Origin of the sequence: Shewanella amazonensis SB2B (assembly GCF_000015245.1) — a bacterium.
GTDB lineage: Bacteria > Pseudomonadota > Gammaproteobacteria > Enterobacterales > Shewanellaceae > Shewanella > Shewanella amazonensis.
Genome location: NC_008700.1, coordinates 2,951,420 through 2,968,379, shown reverse-complemented (window position 1 = coordinate 2,968,379; position 16,960 = coordinate 2,951,420). Strand labels below are relative to the sequence as shown.

At 56.8% G+C, this 16,960-nt stretch carries 10 protein-coding genes; 7 read left to right on the top strand and 3 right to left on the bottom strand.

Annotation, left to right across the window (positions count from 1 at the left end):
• Positions 1–27 precede the first annotated feature (27 nt).
• Both SAMA_RS12840 and SAMA_RS12835 read left to right on the top strand, forming a co-directional pair.
• The gene (locus tag SAMA_RS12840; protein WP_011760570.1) at positions 28–612 is read left to right on the top strand and encodes a GNAT family N-acetyltransferase; all 585 of its coding nucleotides are present in this window, start codon (positions 28–30) and stop codon (positions 610–612) included.
• Complete coding sequence (locus SAMA_RS12835) at positions 613–1,941, top strand: NAD(P)/FAD-dependent oxidoreductase (protein ID WP_011760569.1); 1,329 nt, start codon at positions 613–615, stop codon at positions 1,939–1,941. It begins immediately after the preceding gene.
• Between the two features lie 91 nt (positions 1,942–2,032).
• On the opposite strand, the gene nhaC is transcribed toward SAMA_RS12835, so the two are convergent.
• The 3 genes from nhaC to yiaY all read right to left on the bottom strand — a co-directional run bounded on the left by nhaC (position 2,033) and on the right by yiaY (position 5,925).
• Positions 2,033–3,517 carry a Na+/H+ antiporter NhaC gene (nhaC, locus tag SAMA_RS12830; protein ID WP_011760568.1) on the bottom strand — a complete coding sequence of 495 codons (1,485 nt, stop codon included), beginning with the start codon at positions 3,515–3,517 and terminating at the stop codon, positions 2,033–2,035.
• Between the two features lie 346 nt (positions 3,518–3,863).
• Entirely contained in the window at positions 3,864–4,226 is a 363-nt protein-coding gene (locus SAMA_RS12825; protein WP_011760567.1) for a hypothetical protein, read from the bottom strand.
• 550 nt (positions 4,227–4,776) lie between these two features.
• Positions 4,777–5,925 (bottom strand): L-threonine dehydrogenase, encoded by a 1,149-nt coding sequence (yiaY, locus tag SAMA_RS12820; protein ID WP_011760566.1) that lies wholly within the window; start codon positions 5,923–5,925, stop codon positions 4,777–4,779.
• A gap of 381 nt (positions 5,926–6,306) precedes the next feature.
• On the opposite strand from yiaY, the gene malQ reads away from it, so the two are divergent.
• Genes malQ through glgC form a run of 5 tightly spaced genes read left to right on the top strand, consistent with a single transcriptional unit; the run spans position 6,307 to position 16,957 of the window.
• Positions 6,307–8,538 carry a 4-alpha-glucanotransferase gene (malQ, locus tag SAMA_RS12815; RefSeq protein WP_011760565.1) on the top strand — a complete coding sequence of 744 codons (2,232 nt, stop codon included), beginning with the start codon at positions 6,307–6,309 and terminating at the stop codon, positions 8,536–8,538.
• Positions 8,539–8,583: 45 nt separating this feature from the next.
• Positions 8,584–11,109 (top strand): 1,4-alpha-glucan branching protein GlgB, encoded by a 2,526-nt coding sequence (gene glgB / locus SAMA_RS12810; protein WP_011760564.1) that lies wholly within the window; start codon positions 8,584–8,586, stop codon positions 11,107–11,109.
• Positions 11,106–13,175 carry a glycogen debranching protein GlgX gene (gene glgX / locus SAMA_RS12805; protein WP_011760563.1) on the top strand — a complete coding sequence of 690 codons (2,070 nt, stop codon included), beginning with the start codon at positions 11,106–11,108 and terminating at the stop codon, positions 13,173–13,175. Before glgB ends, glgX begins: the two co-directional genes overlap by 4 nt.
• A gap of 13 nt (positions 13,176–13,188) precedes the next feature.
• Positions 13,189–15,663: a glycogen/starch/alpha-glucan phosphorylase gene (locus SAMA_RS12800; protein ID WP_011760562.1), complete on the top strand. Its 2,475-nt coding sequence runs from the start codon at positions 13,189–13,191 to the stop codon at positions 15,661–15,663.
• 25 nt (positions 15,664–15,688) lie between these two features.
• Positions 15,689–16,957 carry a glucose-1-phosphate adenylyltransferase gene (gene glgC, locus SAMA_RS12795; protein WP_011760561.1) on the top strand — a complete coding sequence of 423 codons (1,269 nt, stop codon included), beginning with the start codon at positions 15,689–15,691 and terminating at the stop codon, positions 16,955–16,957.
• The last annotated feature ends 3 nt before the right edge of the window (positions 16,958–16,960 follow it).

Sequence of the window (16,960 nt, the reverse complement as noted above, 5' to 3'; positions counted from 1 at the left end):
GATGCCATCAGGCAACGACATCCAATCATGACCAAGCCCCACTCCCAAGTGATTATCCGCCAGATGCAGCCAGAGGACTTTGACGCCGTATTGGCCCTTGGCGAAGCCGTTCACGGCGACGGCTATCTCGATTTACCCCACCTGCAAACCCTGTGGCACGCAGGGATAAAGGCTGGCATCAACGCAAGCTTTGTGGCGCTGGACCAAAACGGCCTTCTCGGTTTTCGCCTTACCCTGGCAGCCGGACAGTGGCAACCCGACCGCTGGTGCTCACCATCACTCTGGGGCATAACCCCAGACAAAGTCTGTTATTTCAAATCCAATACCCTGGCCCCTGAGGCCAGAGGTAAAGGGCTTGGCGGCATCTTGCTGCAACATGCCGTCGATGCTGTGAAGGCCCAGGGGGCGCTTGGCGGTATTGCTCATTTATGGCAGGAAAGCCCCCATAACGCGGCGGTGCGTTACTTCTCCAAGGCGGGGGGCAGGCTTATTAAGGCGCATCCCGACCGCTGGAATCAATCCCACGATAATCCGGATTACCTGTGTACCCTGTGTGGCAACGATTGCCATTGCACGGCGTGCGAGATGTTATTGGTTTTTCAGGAGTCTTAATTGTACGACCCATTAATCAGCACCAATGCGGCGCAGCAAGCCTTGCCGTCCACTTTTTGGTCCGGCACCACTGAACCCTTACCTGAGTCACCAAGGCTACAGGGACACCTCCAAACCGATGTGATAGTGATTGGCGGCGGTTTCACAGGACTGCTCACCGCCTATTATCTGGCGACCGAATATGGCAGGCAGGTCACCTTACTCGAAGCCAACCGAATTGGATTTGGGGCCAGCGCCCGTAATGGTGGCTTTGTACTTAAGGGCTCGGGTCGCCTGGGGTATGGTCAAATGGCCAAGCGGTGGGATTTGGACACGGCAAAGGGGATTTATCAGGAGTTCTCCGAGGCGGTTGCCCGGGTGGAAGGGCTTATCCAGGATGGCAAGATAGACTGTAATCCGCAGGAAAAGGGGTATCTTAAAATTGCCCATAGCCCCAAGGCCATGAAAACACTGCAGGCCGGGGCCGATTTTATTGCCCGCCACATGGGGCAGGGCGCCGAATTTATCTGCCCGGCGAGACTGAGAATTGATTATCTCAATCACCATCAGTCCTATGGCGCGCTGCGTCTCGCCGATGGATTTGGCCTGAATCCGCTGAAATTGCTGCAGGGCTATGCCCGTCTGGCCCGAGAAGCTGGCGTACAAATCTTTGAGCAAAGTACCGTGCTTGCCAGTGTGCGCACTGCCAAAGGTTTCAGCCTGGAGACTGAAGCGGGGCGCATTGACGCCAATGCCATGGTGTTTGCTGGCAATGCCTATACTCAGCCCGGTTTGACCGAGACTCTCACGGGGCGCTTTTTGCCCATTTTGAGCAACGTGATAGTGACTGAGCCCCTGTCTGAAGCCGTGCTGGCCGAGGCCGGGCTATACAGCCGCCAGGTGGCCATGGATACCCGCATCCTTAAATACTATTACCGCTTGTTACCGGAAAACCGGTTGCTCTTTGGTGGGCGAGGCGCCGTATGGGGCCGTGACGCCGACAATTCTGTGTACCCGGCGCGTTTGAAAGAGGCCATGAATAAGGCGTTTCCGGCCCTGACAGATGTGGGTTTAAGCCACACTTGGCACGGCTGGCTGGCGGCATCCCTCGATGATATGCCCCATGTGTATACCCGAGGTGGCGAAGGCTACAGCCTGGGATATTGCGGCGCAGGTGTATCTTTCAGCAGCCAGGCGGCCTGGCGGCTTGCGGGCATGTTAAGTGGTAAGGCGGCGCCGTCATTGCCGCTTTATGGCACGCCATTGCCAGCTTTTCCCCTGGCGCCGCTCAGGCGTGTGGGGCAGTGGGCCTTTTATCATTACGGCCGCTTTATCGATGCTTGGAGCTGACCCGCAGCAGAGCCTGTTCCCGGTAAGCACAAACAAAAAACGCCCTTAAGAGGGCGTTTTTGCTGCTGTCGATTTATAAGCCTGTCGATAATCAGGCTTCGGCGCCTTTAAGCTCGTCGCTATTTTCCAACATATCGGATTCCTCCAGAGGTAACAGTTTTATCTGGAAGTAGGCATAACCCGCGCTTACCACGGGGCAGATGAGATTGAAGAAGGCGAAGGGCAGGTAGGCGATGGTCGCCACACCCAGAGTGCTCGCCATAAAGGCGCCGCAGGTGTTCCAGGGAACCAGTGGACTGGTGACCGTGGCTGAGTCTTCCAGCGCCCTCGACAGATTAACAGGCGCCAGCTTGTGGCGGGTGTACTCCAGCTTCAGCATACGGCCGGGCAGAATGATGGCAATAAACTGATCGCCGGTGATGATGTTGGCACCGATGGCGCATCCCAGGGTAGTTATCACCAAACTGGATGAGCCTTTTACCATTCTGAGCATACTTTGCAGCAGTCGGTTCAATAAGCCGGTTGCTTCCATTACGCCGCCAAAAGCCATGGCTGCGAGAATTAGCCAAACGGTGTTGACCATGCCCGACATGCCTCCACGGCTTAACAGGCCGTCGAGCATTTCATTGCCGGTGCTGGCGCTGTAACCATTAAACATGGCAATCCACAGGCCTTTGATCAATGCCAATGCACTGCTCAGACTGGTGTCATTTGCCAGCTTCACCACGCCATCGAACTGGAACACCGCAGCGCAGAACACACCGGCAAGGGTACCCAAAATCACGGTGGGAAAGGCGGGCATCTTGCGGTAGGCAAGATAGATGACCACTGCCAACGGCAGCAGCAAATGTGGGCCGATATGGAACTCATCCGACAATAGCGTCAGGGTTGCATCGAGATTGGTGTCTGCACCGGCAGTGTCGCCCGACAAACCAATCACCAGAAAAATCAGCAGCGCCAGCAGAATACTTGGGATCGTGGTCCAGGTCATATGGCGAATGTGGCTGAAAATATCTGTACCGGCGACAGCCGGTGCGAGATTGGTTGTGTCCGACATGGGGGACATCTTGTCACCGAAGTAAGCACCGCTGATGATGGCGCCGGCTGTGATTTCGAGGCTGAGGCCCACGGCCTGGGCAATCCCGATAAGGGCAATACCCAGGGTGCCGGCCACCGTCCAGGAGCTGCCGATGGACAGGGCTACAAGGGCACACAGCAGACAGCTGGCGGCATAAAAGTAATCGGGACTCAGCACCTGCATACCGTAGTAAATCATGGCGGGCACAGTACCGGAGAGGATCCAGGCGCCGATGAGAGAGCCGACGCTGAACAGAATAAGCAAGGCCGGTGTGGCAACACCTATGCTGTGTACCATGCCTGCTTCGATGTCTTTCCAGCAATGGCCATTTTTAATGCCCACCACCATGGCGAGACAGGCAGCAATTATCAGTGCGATCTGGTTTGCGCCATAGGAGCTGTCTGAGGAGAAAAAGTAGACGGCGGCGGCGAGCATGGAAATCAAGGCCACAACGGGGATGAGCGCATCCACCAGGCTGGGCTGTTTCTGAGAGGTCATATTTTTACATCCTGAACTTTATAATTCTTATTTCCGGCAGTGGGCCGGATGCCCATGATGGGCTTTATTTTTCTTAACTTTTGCTTGTGTTTGACCTGCCTGACTCCGTAATTCATATCGGAACCAAGCTGGTTGAAGCCAATCCTGACATACTTCAATGACAAAAGTCGATAACAAATCCATTACGTTTTTGGCGGGGTTTTTCAGTCTTGAATTCGGTAATGCTGCCCATATTGCTGGGGGATAAGGGCGTAATGAAGACGGGGAATGGCGGTGTAAACGAGAGAAAAGAGTCAACGAGGGATGTAGGGAGGAGGCGCCGAAACCCGTTCGGCGCCCATCAGAGTCAGAGTTTGTCCAGACGTTGCTGATAGTCGCCTATCAAATGCTCGACTATGTCTTTCGGATCGGCCTCATCGCAGCATTCATCCAAAAACAGCTTAAAGGTGACCAGCGCATGGCCATCGTTTTTCAGTCTGGAGCTTTGCACTGAAAAATACGCCATTTCGTCGCTGGCTTTACGCACCACAAAGCCTTGGTCTTCAAATGCCAGCTCGCCGGACTCACTGTGCCATTTGGTGATGCGTTTCAAGGCGATTTCACTGGAGTGGTTCAGCTCGATATGATTCTTCCAGCTCACTTCATGCTGGGGATCCTGATAGTGGGGGCAGCGGACCGTGTAGTTGTATACGTGAGTAATGGCTGTCATAGCTTTCCTGCCTTATTTGCGCTGGGAGAGGGGTTACTGCTGTCGGTGCACTTGAAGCGGCAGCGACAATGTAACTTTCCTTTTTTGTAGCACGGCATTAGCGGCTAAGAAAGGGTGCGGGATCTCAGTTTGTGGTCACTTGCTGCTTTTATCGCCTACCAGAAGGCAAAAACAAGGTATAAAAAAATGGCCCGACATAGTGCCGGGCCTGTGTTTGCCTGTTCTTTGCAGGGAATAAGCGAACAAGCGAATTGTAAGACATTTGTAGCAGGCTGTAACCTGAAAGCTGTTAAAACATTGTACTCTGCCAGTCTCTGATAAGGGGATTTGTCTGGCTTTGCGAGCAAGATCCCAAGCTTTGGCGCATGCATGCGATAACGGGGGACATCAAGGTACGGATGCATCTTCCAACAACGTAATAAACGTCAGGACACCATCATTGAGCAAGCCCATGCGAGACAGCGCCTCCAGGGCTCGAATACTGCCATACCAACAAAAAGGCCCCCGGTGAAGAACTCGGGGGCCTGGTGTTGACTCTCGTCAGGGAAGATTAAAGTGCGTTACAGAAAATCTGACAGATTTCCTCATGGGTGGCCTGTTTGGGGTTGGTAAATCCGCAGGCATCTTTGAGGGCGTTGTCGGCCAGTAACGGAATATCCTCTTCTTTTACGCCAAGCACAGTCAGATTCTCCGGGATGTTTACCGCCTTGGACAGCGCCTTGATGGCACTAATGGCGGCCTTGGCACCTTCTTGGTCATCAAGCCCGTCTACGGCAACACCCATGGCTTTGGCGACATCTTTCAAACGTGCCGCCGCCACCGCCGCGTTGTATTCCTGCACGTATGGCAGCAACAGGGCGTTACAGACACCGTGGGGCAGGTCGTAGAAGCCACCGAGCTGGTGGGCCATAGCGTGCACATAACCCAGGCTGGCGTTGTTAAAGGCCATACCGGCGAGGAACTGGGCATAGGCCATTTGCTCGCGGGCCTGTAGGTCCTGCCCCTGTTTCACCGCCCGCTCAAGGTATTGCTGAATAAGCTCGATGGCCTTGATGGCGCAGGCATCTGTGATGGGATTGGCGGCAACAGACACATAAGCCTCAACGGCGTGGGTCAGGGCATCCATCCCGGTGGCCGCGGTCAAGGCAGCTGGCTTTTTCACCATCAACTCAGGATCGTTCACCGACAGAATGGGGGTGGTGTGCTTGTCGACGATGGCCATTTTAATATGGCGAGCCTCGTCGGTGATGATGCAAAAGCGGGTCATTTCACTGGCGGTGCCGGCGGTAGTATTGATGGCAACCAGGGGCAACTGTGGCTTGGCGGACTTATCGACGCCTTCGTAGTCTTTGATGCTGCCGCCATTGGTGGCGACCAGGGCGATGCCCTTGGCGCAGTCGTGGGGCGAGCCGCCGCCGAGGGAAATCACAAAGTCACAGCCATGGGCGTTGAGCAGTGCAAGGCCCGCCTCCACGTTGGCTGTTGTGGGGTTGGGTTGTACACCATCGAACACGACGGCGGTAATACCGCGCTCACCGAGTTTTTCCACCAGTTCACCGGCAATACCTATCTGTACCAAAGGTTTATCTGTGACTATCAGGGCCTGTTTAAAACCCAGGGTGACTATGTCACCGATGGCCTCGTCTACGGCGCCCTGGCCGAGCACGTTAACAGAAGGGATAAAAAATTTCGCAGCCATAATATCTACCTCGTTAAGCTGAAATTGAATTTCTTCTTCTATTAACGATATCAGTCAGAATGGGGGCGAAGTGTGATTTCAGCCCACCTTCACGCCCCGATAGTGGTAAATGAGTTCAAAAGTTGTAACCAGATAACAGTCTGTTGCGAAAATGTCGTTTCCGGGGCGCTTTTACCTGCAGCCTGACTGAACAACTTTTGTGCAAGCTGCACCTTGTTGGTGCTTTTTGTTGTGCATCAATGGGCTGCAATCTCTCGCACTGCGTTTCAAATCTGCGCCAAGTGAATCATTTTTAAGTTCATTTTGCTGAAACCAAAGTGAAGCAATCGACTGGCATGCTGTCTGCTCAGTAACCTCTATGGTCTGGACGGAGTGTGGCAGATGGGATTGGAAAAGCTCTTTTATCTGCAAGGTGTGGGAGACAGGTTCATCGACTGCGATGGCCGAGAACAAGCCATACCCGAATCCGCTCGGTTGGCAATGCTCAAATCCCTGATGGGCCTCGAACAGTCCCCCGACGGGGCCGAAATAGCCGCCAGGGTGGACACCCTCGACAGCCTCCCTTGGACTAAGTTGCTGCTGCCGCTGCAATGGTGTTTTGAAACCCGTCCGTCAGTTGAATGCCAGCTGCCTGAAAACCTGAAGCAAGACATGGAATTAACCCTGATTTCAGAGCAGGGGGAGCGTGTAACGCTGACGCTTTTGGCAAGGGATGCCGAGACGACCGGTGATTATCAAAGGCCCGATGGCAGATACCTTCGCTGTCGCTATTCCCTGCCAACGCTGGCCATGGGGGAGTTTCAGCTGCAGCTGTCCCACCCTGTCCTCGGCCAGGGAAAGGGAGCCTTGCTGATTATCCCCGAGCAGGCCTACGGTGGCCCACCGGGCCTTGGCAAGCGTCCCTGGGGCCTGGGGATAAGCCTGTTTACCCTGAGAAGCCAGCGGCAGTGGGGCATCGGTGACCTGGCCGACCTGCAAACCCTGATAGAACTCTCCTCAGAAGTCGGGTGCGATTTTATCACCCTGACGCCCTTGCATGCCCCGGACATTGCCAACCCCGGACTCGCAAGCCCCTACAGCCCCTGGGACAGGCGCTTTCTCAATCCACTCTATATCGCCATCGACTTGGTGACCGAATACAGCCAATTGGCGCAGGAGTTCAATGGCGGCGACTGGCGCCGGGAACGCCTTATTCTCAACCAGGCAAGCCAGATTGATTACCCCAAACTTGCGCTGCTGAAGTATCGGGCGCTGGCAAAGTTGTTCGCTGCTTTTGGAAAGCTGGATGAATTCAGCGGGCGGCGAGTGCGCTTCGAACGTTTCGTGGCCGAGGGCGGCACGGCGCTGAAGGATTTTTGCCGTGATGTAAGCCAAAGGGCATTAAGCCTGGAGGGGGAATGGCATCGGGACCCAGCGCTGGCAGAAGCGCTGCAACGGGACGAGTTTCATGCCTGGCTGCAGTTTGTGGCCGATGAGCAGTTGTCGCTGTGTCAGCTTCGCTGCCGTCAGGTGGGCATGTCTCTTGGTTTGGTGAGGGATTTGGCCGTGGGCGCCCTGGCTATCGGCAGTGAAGTGAGCCGCAGTGGCGTATTTTGCCTTAATGCCGATATCGGGGCGCCACCGGACCCCTTCGCCCGTCAGGGGCAAAACTGGGGCATGCCGCCGATGGACCCTGTGGCGTTGAAAGACTCGGCCTTAAGCCATCTTAAATCCCTTTATCGAAGCAACATGCAAAGCTGTGGCGCGCTCAGAATCGACCATGTGATGGCCCTGACCCGGTTGTGGTGCTGGCCAGAAGGCGATGACAACGGTTGTTACCTCTACTATCCCCAGGAACTGATGCTGGCGGTCTTGTGCCTTGAGAGCCACAAAAACCGCTGCCTCCTGATTGGGGAGGATCTCGGCACAGTGCCGCCGCTGCTCAAGGGCTTGCTGCGGGAGCGGGGCATTCTCGGGAACGACGTATTTTACTTTTGCCGGGATGGCAGCGGATTTTCCGCGCCTCGGGAGCACAGAGCCGGTGCCATGTTGCAGCTTGGCAATCAGGATGTGCCGCCATTCATGGCCTGGTGGCGCGGCATTGATCTCGGCTTACTCAATCAGCTTGGGCTTTTGCCGTCTGTGGAAGAGGCGCACTTGAGCAGAGTCGCACAGTGCCGGGGTTTGCTCGAAAGCCTGGTGGAAGCCGGATGGCTGCGCCGGGAGGCCCTGACCTGGCAGCCCTGTGATGCATTACTGCCAGCGCCAGCGGGCAATATATCGGCAGGCACTACATCGGCAGGTAACGCCACCGACAGTATTCGTCAGGGGACGGCGGTTTTTGATGCCTTACTCAACTGGCTGCCCGGCAGCCGCGCCAAATTGTTTTCTGTCAGCCTTTGGGATCTGGCCCTTGAATCCCAGCCCATCAATATTCCCGGCACCAGTTTTGAGTACCCCAATTGGCGTGCACGCATGAGTCAGTCATTGGAGAGCCTTTGGCAAAGCCGCGAGTTCAGAGCGCGACTGGAAGCGATTCGCGCCGGGCGCAGTCAGCCTCAAGGTGGGCGCCCAGGCCCGTCTGTCATAGGCGAAGCCATGGCATCTGCCGATGACAGAGAGCGCCAAAACTGAAGCCTGATAACCGGATTTGATATGAAACCAGACTTGGAGAACCCCATGACCAGCGTCCAGAGCCAAGACTCAACCCTCATCAGTGAAGATGCCGCCCGCGCACTGGCCCGTGGCCAGTATGTGGATGTCTTCTCCTTGCTGGGTATGCACGCCGACAATAACCAGCTGGTGGTGCGCTGTTTTCTGCCGGGGGCACTGGCGGTAGAGGTGCTCAGTGCCAAAGACGGTAAAAAGGTCGCCAGTCTCAGCGCTGAGGCCCGGGAGGGCATGTTTGCCGGGGTGATGGGGCGCAGGGTCAAGCCCTTTGCGTATCTGCTGCGGGTAGCCTACCCAAGCCATGTGGAAGATGTGTACGACCCCTATGGCTTTGACAGCCTGCTGAGCGACTACGACCTCTACCTGTTTGGTGAGGGGCGTCAGCTTTACGCCCAGGACTTTTTGGGCGCCAATCCCAGAGAGGTGGAGGGTGTGGCCGGGGTGCTTTTTGGCGTATGGGCGCCCAACGCCAGCCGGGTGTCTGTGGTAGGGGATTTCAACCACTGGGATGGCCGTGTCCATGTGATGCGCTTTCATCCTGCCAGCGGTGTGTGGGACATCTTTATTCCCGGCGTGCATGCCCATGCCCACTACAAATTCGAAATAATGACCGCCGATGGTGAGCTGCTGATTAAGTCAGACCCCTTCGCCAAAACCATGGAAGCGGCCCCCAATAACGCATCCAGAGTCGCTCCCCAGTCATCCTTTGTCTGGCAGGATCAGGACTGGATGCAGGCACGGAATAAAGACTGGCATCGCCAGGCCATGTCCATTTACGAGCTGCACCTTGGCTCGTGGCGCCGTAAAGGTGAGGCTGGTGACACCTGGCTCACCTACCGTGAGCTTGCCGATGAACTGGTGCCCTACGTGAAGTCACTGGGCTTTACGCACATAGAGCTGATGCCCTTGTCGGAATTCCCCTTCGATGGCTCCTGGGGCTATCAGCCGGTGGGGCTGTTTGCCCCCACACAGCGATTTGGCAGCAGCGACGACCTGAAATACCTGATTGATGCCTGTCACCGTGCCGGTATCGGTGTCCTGATGGATTGGGTTATTGCCCACTTCCCGGCGGATGCCCATGGACTGGCACGCTTTGATGGCACCTGCCTGTATGAACATCAGGACCCCCGCCGTGGCCGTCACCCTGACTGGGATACCCTGATTTTCAACTACGGCCGCGCCGAGGTGCAGAGTTTCCTGTTATCGGCCGCCACCGTCTGGCTGCGGGATTTTCATATCGATGGGCTGCGCCTGGATGCGGTCTCTTCCATGTTGTATCTCGACTACAGCCGCAGCGAAGGCGAGTGGCTGCCCAACGCCGATGGCGGTCGGGAAAACCATGAGGCCATTGAATGCCTCAAGCTGATAAACAGCCGTCTGTACGGCGAGTTTCCCGGTATCGTGATGATTGCCGAGGAATCCACCGCCTGGGATGGCGTGTGTCGCCCTGTCAGCGAGGGCGGATTGGGGTTTGGTTTTAAGTGGAACATGGGGTGGATGAATGACACCCTGGCCTATCTTGGCAAAGATCCAATTCATCGCCGCTGGCATCACCATCAACTCACCTTCGGCATCATGTATGCCCACAGCGAGCAGTTTATCTTGTCGTTAAGCCATGATGAGGTGGTCCACGGCAAGGCATCGCTGCTGTCGAAAATCCCCGGCGATGACTGGCAGAAATTTGCCACCCTGCGTGCCTATTACGGGTATATGTGGGGTTTCCCCGGCAAGAAGCTGCTGTTTATGGGGGGCGAGTTTGGTCAGCGGGACGAGTGGAACCACGACAAGAGCCTCGACTGGCACCTGTTGCAGTACGCTCCCCATCAGGGGCTGAGCCTGTGGCTGGCTGATCTCAATCGTCTCTATCAGCGCCACACCGTACTTGGGCAAACGGATCACGACCTGTCCCGCTTCTGCTGGCTGGATTGCGACAATGCCGAGCAGGGGATTTATGCCTTTGTCCGGGGTGAGGGCGATGATGCCCTGGTATTTGTGGTGAACATGACGCCCCAGCTGCACCAGGGATATCGCCTGGGATTGCCCTGCGAGGGTGACTGGCGCGAGCTGCTTAACAGCGATGCCAGCTGCTACGGCGGCTGCAACCAGGGCAACGGCGGCGTGATTGTATGCACCCCTGAGCCCGCTGGCGGCAAGGCTCAAAGTGCTCTTGTCACCATTCCTCCCCTGGGCTGCCTGGTGCTGGGGCTCAGCCGGGATAAATCGCCCGCGATTTCGTCTGAGTCTTCAGCCGACAAAGCGCTACCCGTAAAAAAAGCCCCGGCCTCAACCGCCCCGGCCTTAATCAAGGCCAAGCCAGGAACCAAGACCAAGCCAGTAACCCAGACCAAGCCAGTAACCAAGGCAAAGGCTTCTACCACTGATAACGCGCCTGCCAAAGCTAAGTCCGGCACCAAGCCCAGCACTAAGCCCAGCACTAAGCCCAGCACTACGCCCAGCACTAAGCCCAGTGCCAAGTCGGTGGCCAAAGCACCGTCCAACGCGGCAAAAACCAAAGCTGAGGATCCCGGCCTATGAGCGATTTGCACCGGCAATGCGGGGTTTGGCTCTTTAACGAAGATGGCGTCAGCAAGGCGCACTTCGGGGTGTTCAGTCGCCATGCCAGCGCTGTGTTCCTGTGCCTATTCGATGAAGAGGGGCGGGAGTTTTCCTATCCCATGAAGCGCCGTGGTGATTTTTGGTCACTGACTCTGGATGGCATTGGCGAGGGGCAGGCCTATGGTTACCGCGCCGATGGTCCCTGGGCGCCGGCGGCTGGTCACAGGTTTGACCCGGCTAAATTGCTCCTGGACCCCTATGCCCTGGCGATTGATGGTTTGCCAACGCTGGCGGTTGCCCAGGCGGCTCAGGGCTCGGCCGGTCCACAGGACCCGCATTTTGCGCCCACTCCAGATGGGGCAGACAATGCCACCCTGATGCCAAGATGCAGGGTGGTGGATGTGGCTGCCTTGCCGCCCTTTGTGCATCCCAAACCCGGTTATGCCATGGAAGAGAGCGTGATTTACGAGCTTCATGTGAAGGGATTTTCCATGGGTTTTCCCGGGGTGAAGCCAGAGCACAGAGGCCGCTTTGCCGCCCTCGCAGCACCTGAGGTTATCCAATATCTGAAGCGGCTGGGGGTCACGGCTCTGGAGCTGATGCCCTGCCAGCAGTTTTTCGATGAGCCCTTTTTACATGCCAAAGGCCTGTCCAATTATTGGGGTTATAACAGCATCGGCTTTTTCGCCCCCCACAATGCCTATGGCGACATCCGCGAGTTCAGAGCCATGGTGGATGCCCTCCATGGCGCCGGTATCGAGGTCATTCTGGATGTGGTCTACAACCACAGCGCCGAAGGCAATGCCATGGGGCCGGTATACAGCTTCAAGGGGCTGGACAATGCCTGCTATTACCGCCTCACCGATACTGGCCATTACATCAATGATACCGGCTGCGGCAACACCCTGGATTTGGGGCAGCCCAGAGTGCTTGAGCTGGTGATGGACTCACTGAGGTACTGGGCTTTGGTCGGCGGAGTCGACGGATTTCGCTTCGATTTGGCCGCCTGTCTGGGCCGTATGCCCCATGGCTTTGATACCCACAGTGGCTTTTTTGCCGCGCTCGGGCAGGACCCTGTGCTTAAACACCTCAAGCTTATCGCCGAGCCCTGGGATGTGGGCCCCGGTGGTTATCGCCTCGGCGACTTCCCCGCCGCCTTTGCCGAGTGGAATGATAAGTATCGCGATGCCATGCGCAGACTCTGGCGTGGCGATGAGCAAATTCTGGGTGAATTTGCCCGGCGTTTTCATGGCTCGGCGGATCTCTTCGAGCCCTCCTTCCGTGGTCCCTGGGCCAGTGTCAATTTTATCGCCAGTCACGATGGTTTCACCCTGAGGGATCTGCTGAGTTACGAGCAGCGCCACAACCTTGCCAACGGTGAAGACAATCGCGATGGCCATCAGGAAAACCTGAGCCACAACTTCGGCGTGGAAGGAGAGGCCACCGAGCTGGTGGCGGCCCGAAAACACAAGGCCAGGGCGATGCTCGTTACCCTGTTTTTCTCCTTTGGGATACCCATGCTGCGGGCCGGAGATGAGCTGTGGCAAACCCAGCAGGGCAACAACAATGCCTACTGTCAGGACAATGCACTCACCTGGATTGATTGGGAAAGCGCCGACACTGAGCTCATCGACTTTGTGGCCGGGCTTATCCATATCCGGCGGAAGCTGCCGCTGCTCGCGGCCACCCGTTATATCCATGGCAATAACCCGGACGATGGCCGCAAGGGTCCGTTTCTGGCCTGGTTCAACGAGTCCGGCCTGCCCATGGCGGGCACCGACTGGCATCGCTGCGGCCCGCTTATCGCTGCGCTGGGTGAGCATCATCCTCTGCGGGGCTCGGAGCTGTTACTGATTTTGATAAACCCCAGTCAGTCGGCGGTGGACATCAGTCTGCCCCTGTTTGCCGTGTGGGAGCAATTGCACAGCCTGTGCGGTAACAGCGATATGCCGGCGCGGATAGAGGCGGGCGACACCCTGACGCTACCCGGCGTCAGTATCTGGATTTTTCACGGACACAGGGATGCCGACCCCGGCACTCAATAACGGAGACCACACCATGGCGACCAAACGACTGAAAGCGGCCGGACCCGAAACGGATACCGGCAGACCCCAGCCCTGTGAACCCTGCGATGCACTGCCGGCCTGTCTCGAGCGGCAGCTGAGATACAACCTGTGCCGGGAAGAGTCCCGCCATCAGGATTTGTTTCATGCACTGGCCCATGGCGTTAAGGAACAGCTGCTGGACAGCTGGCGTGAAACCCGCAAACGGGATGCCGCTGGTCAGCAACGTCAGGTGGCTTATTTGTCGCTGGAGTTCCTGATGGGTCGAACCCTGGGGAATGCGCTTTTGAGTCTGGGGATAAGCGATGATGCCCGCAAGGCGTTGCTGCCCTACAGCGTGACCCTGGAGGATCTCGAGTCCGAGGAGCATGATGCCGGGCTGGGTAACGGTGGTCTTGGGCGTCTTGCGGCCTGTTTTCTCGATTCCTGCGCCAGTATGGACATTGCCGCCACCGGATATGGCATCCGCTACGAGTACGGCATGTTTGCCCAAAAAATTGTCGATGGCTATCAAATAGAAAGACCGGACCGCTGGCTCAAAGAAGGCAACCCCTGGGAGGTGCGTTTGCACGGACAGGCGGTGATGGTGCCTTTCTTTGGTCATACCCAGTCCTATGTGGACAGGGACGGCCGTCGTCATATGCAGTGGGTCGGTACCCAGGACGTGGTGGCCGTGCCCCACGATATGCCGGTGCCTGGTTATCGCAATGGCCGCATCAATACCCTGAGGCTGTGGAAGGCCGAGGCCACCGATGATTTTGATTTGGAAGAATTCAATCAGGGTGACTATGCCGAGGCGGTGGCCCGGAAAAATCTGGCCGAACAGATCACCATGGTGCTCTATCCCAACGACGCCAGCGAAAACGGTAAGGAGCTGAGGCTGCGTCAGCAGTACTTTTTGTCATCCGCCAGCCTGCAGGACTTGCTGCGCCGCCACTGCGCCCGCTTCGGCGACAACTTTGCCGATTTCCATCGCCACAATGTGATTCAGCTGAATGACACCCATCCCGCCATTGCCGTGCCCGAACTGATGCGCCTCCTGCTCGATGTGTATTGTCTGGAGTGGGACGAGGCCTGGCATATCACCAGCCATACCATGGCGTACACCAACCACACCCTGCTGCCGGAAGCCCTGGAGTGCTGGAGCGTGCGCATGCTGGGGCACATGCTGCCGCGGGTGCTGGAAATTATTTATGAAATCAACGCCCGTTACCTGGATGAAGCGGCCCACCACTGGCCCGGAGACGGCGAGATGCTGGCGCGTATGTCCATCATTGAGGAAGGCGCCGAGCCTCGGGTACGCATGGCCTATCTGGCCATAGTGGCGAGCTTTTCGGTAAACGGGGTAGCGGCGCTTCACACCGAGCTTTTGCGCCGTGGACTCTTTAAAGACTTCCATGCGCTGTGGCCACACAAGTTCAACAACAAGACCAATGGCGTCACCCCGAGGCGTTGGCTGATGAATGCCAACCCACGTTTGTCGGCCCTGATTGACCGGCGCCTTGGCAGCGCCTGGCGCGAAGACTTAAGTCGCCTGGAAAGCCTGAATGCCTTTACCTCAGATTCTGACTTTATCCATGCCTGGCGCGAGGTGAAGTCGGTCAACAAAGAGGCACTGGCGGCCCTGGTTGAGCGTGAGTGTCATGTGCAGTTTGACACCGCCATGATGTTCGATGTGCAGGTGAAGCGCATCCATGAATACAAGCGCCAGCTGCTGAACATTCTGCATGTGATTCATCTCTACCAGCGTATTTTAAGCGGCGACACCCACGGCATGGTGCCCCGCTGCGTGCTGATTGGTGGCAAGGCGGCGCCCGGATACGCCATGGCCAAACTCATTATCAAGCTGGCGGGCAATGTGGCCCACATGGTCAACAGTGACCCCCATGTGACGCCCTGGCTGAGGTTTGCCTTTTTGCCCAACTACAACGTCAGCGCCATGGAAGTGATAGCACCGGGCACCGACCTGTCCGAGCAAATTTCCACCGCAGGCAAGGAGGCTTCGGGCACAGGCAATATGAAGTTCATGATGAACGGTGCCCTCACCATAGGCACCCTGGATGGGGCCAATATTGAAATTCTTGAAGCCGTTGGGCCGGATAACTTCTTCCTCTTTGGCCTCAATGCCGACGAGGTGGCGGCCTTGAAACCCCACTATCGCCCCGATGAGTACATTCGCCATTCGGTTGCACTGGAAGGCGTAATCGAACTTATCCGCAGCGGTCATTTCAGCTTGCAGGAGCCGGGCATCTTCGACCCCATTGTCAGTGCCATCGAAAGCCCATGGGACCAGTGGATGACCGCGGCCGACTTTGAGTCTTACCTCAGTGCCCAGCATCAGGCGGCGGCGCTTTATGCCAATAAGGACGCCTGGACCCTTTGCAGTATTCGTAACACCGCGGCCAGTGGCCGTTTTTCATCCGACGCCACCATAGCCCGCTACCGGGATGAGATCTGGACCGGTGCCTGAATTTGACGCAGCCAAGGAGCCTCTAATGCCCAATCACAGCCCTCGCTTCATCAGTAATCTGACCCGTGAAACCTATGCCCTGATCCTCGCGGGAGGTCGTGGCTCGCGCCTGTTTGAACTGACCGACTGGCGCGCCAAACCGGCGCTTTATTTCGGCGGTAAGTTCAGGGTCATCGACTTTCCCCTGTCCAATTGCGTGAACTCGGGCATACGCCGGATAGGGGTGGTGACCCAGTATCAGTCCCACTCGCTTATTCGCCATGTCATGCGCGGCTGGGGTCACTTCAAGCGTGAGCTTGGGGAGTCGGTGGAAATTCTGCCTGCCTCTCAGCGTTATTCGGAGAGCTGGTATCAGGGCACCGCAGATGCCGTGTTTCAAAACATTGATATTATCCGCCACGAGCTGCCAAGGTATGTGATGATCCTCTCCGGTGACCATGTGTACCGCATGGATTATGCGGGCATGCTCGCGGCCCATGCCCAGTCAGGCGCCGATATGACGGTGTGCTGTCAGGAAGTGCCTGTTGCCGAAGCGGCCGGGAGTTTTGGGGTGATGGAAGTGGCCGAGGATATGCGTGTGGTGGGGTTTGAGGAAAAACCGGCCAATCCTTCCTGTCTGCCACACGACCCGGAACGTTGCCTGGCGTCCATGGGCAACTATGTGTTCAACACCGAGTTTTTGTTCGACCAACTGAGAAAAGACGCGGAAAACGTGTCCTCAGAACGCGACTTTGGCAAGGACATCATTCCGTCCATCATCCGCGAGCACAAGGTGTTTGCCTATGCCTTCAAGAGCGGTCTGGGCGCGGGGCAGGATTACTGGCGTGATGTGGGTACCCTGGATACATTCTGGCAGGCCAATATGGAGCTGTTGTCCCCTGAGCCGCACCTGAACCTCTACGACGCCAAATGGCCCATCTGGACCTATCAGGAGCAGTTGCCTCCGGCCAAGTTTGTGTTTGACGATGAAGACAGACGCGGCATGGCAACCGACTCCATTGTCTCCGGTGGCTGTATCATCTCGGGTGCCAAAGTGAAACGCAGCGTACTCTTCAATGAGGTGCGGATTTGCTCCTATTCCGAGGTGGAAGGGGCGGTGATTTTGCCCGATGTGGTGGTGCTGCGTAATTGCCGCCTCAAGAACGTGATTATCGACCGCGGCTGCGTTATCCCGGAAGGCATGGTAATAGGCCACAATCACGACCACGACAGGGCCAGGGGTTTTCGGGTGACAGACAAGGGCGTGGTGCTGATCACCCGTGAGATGCTCGGCTTGCCCGTGGGCTTTGAATAAGGT

What these genes read in the sequence shown, in the direction of transcription:
- glgB (WP_011760564.1), top strand. Translation starts at nt 8,584, where the DNA reads ATGACCAGCGTCCAGAGCCAAGACTCAACCCTCATCAGTGAAGATGCC.
- glgC (WP_011760561.1), top strand. Translation starts at nt 15,689, where the DNA reads ATGCCCAATCACAGCCCTCGCTTCATCAGTAATCTGACCCGTGAAACC.
- malQ (WP_011760565.1), top strand. Translation starts at nt 6,307, where the DNA reads ATGGGATTGGAAAAGCTCTTTTATCTGCAAGGTGTGGGAGACAGGTTC.
- nhaC (WP_011760568.1), bottom strand. Translation starts at nt 3,517, where the DNA reads ATGACCTCTCAGAAACAGCCCAGCCTGGTGGATGCGCTCATCCCCGTT.
- SAMA_RS12800 (WP_011760562.1), top strand. Translation starts at nt 13,189, where the DNA reads ATGGCGACCAAACGACTGAAAGCGGCCGGACCCGAAACGGATACCGGC.
- SAMA_RS12840 (WP_011760570.1), top strand. Translation starts at nt 28, where the DNA reads ATGACCAAGCCCCACTCCCAAGTGATTATCCGCCAGATGCAGCCAGAG.
- SAMA_RS12825 (WP_011760567.1), bottom strand. Translation starts at nt 4,226, where the DNA reads ATGACAGCCATTACTCACGTATACAACTACACGGTCCGCTGCCCCCAC.
- yiaY (WP_011760566.1), bottom strand. Translation starts at nt 5,925, where the DNA reads ATGGCTGCGAAATTTTTTATCCCTTCTGTTAACGTGCTCGGCCAGGGC.
- glgX (WP_011760563.1), top strand. Translation starts at nt 11,106, where the DNA reads ATGAGCGATTTGCACCGGCAATGCGGGGTTTGGCTCTTTAACGAAGAT.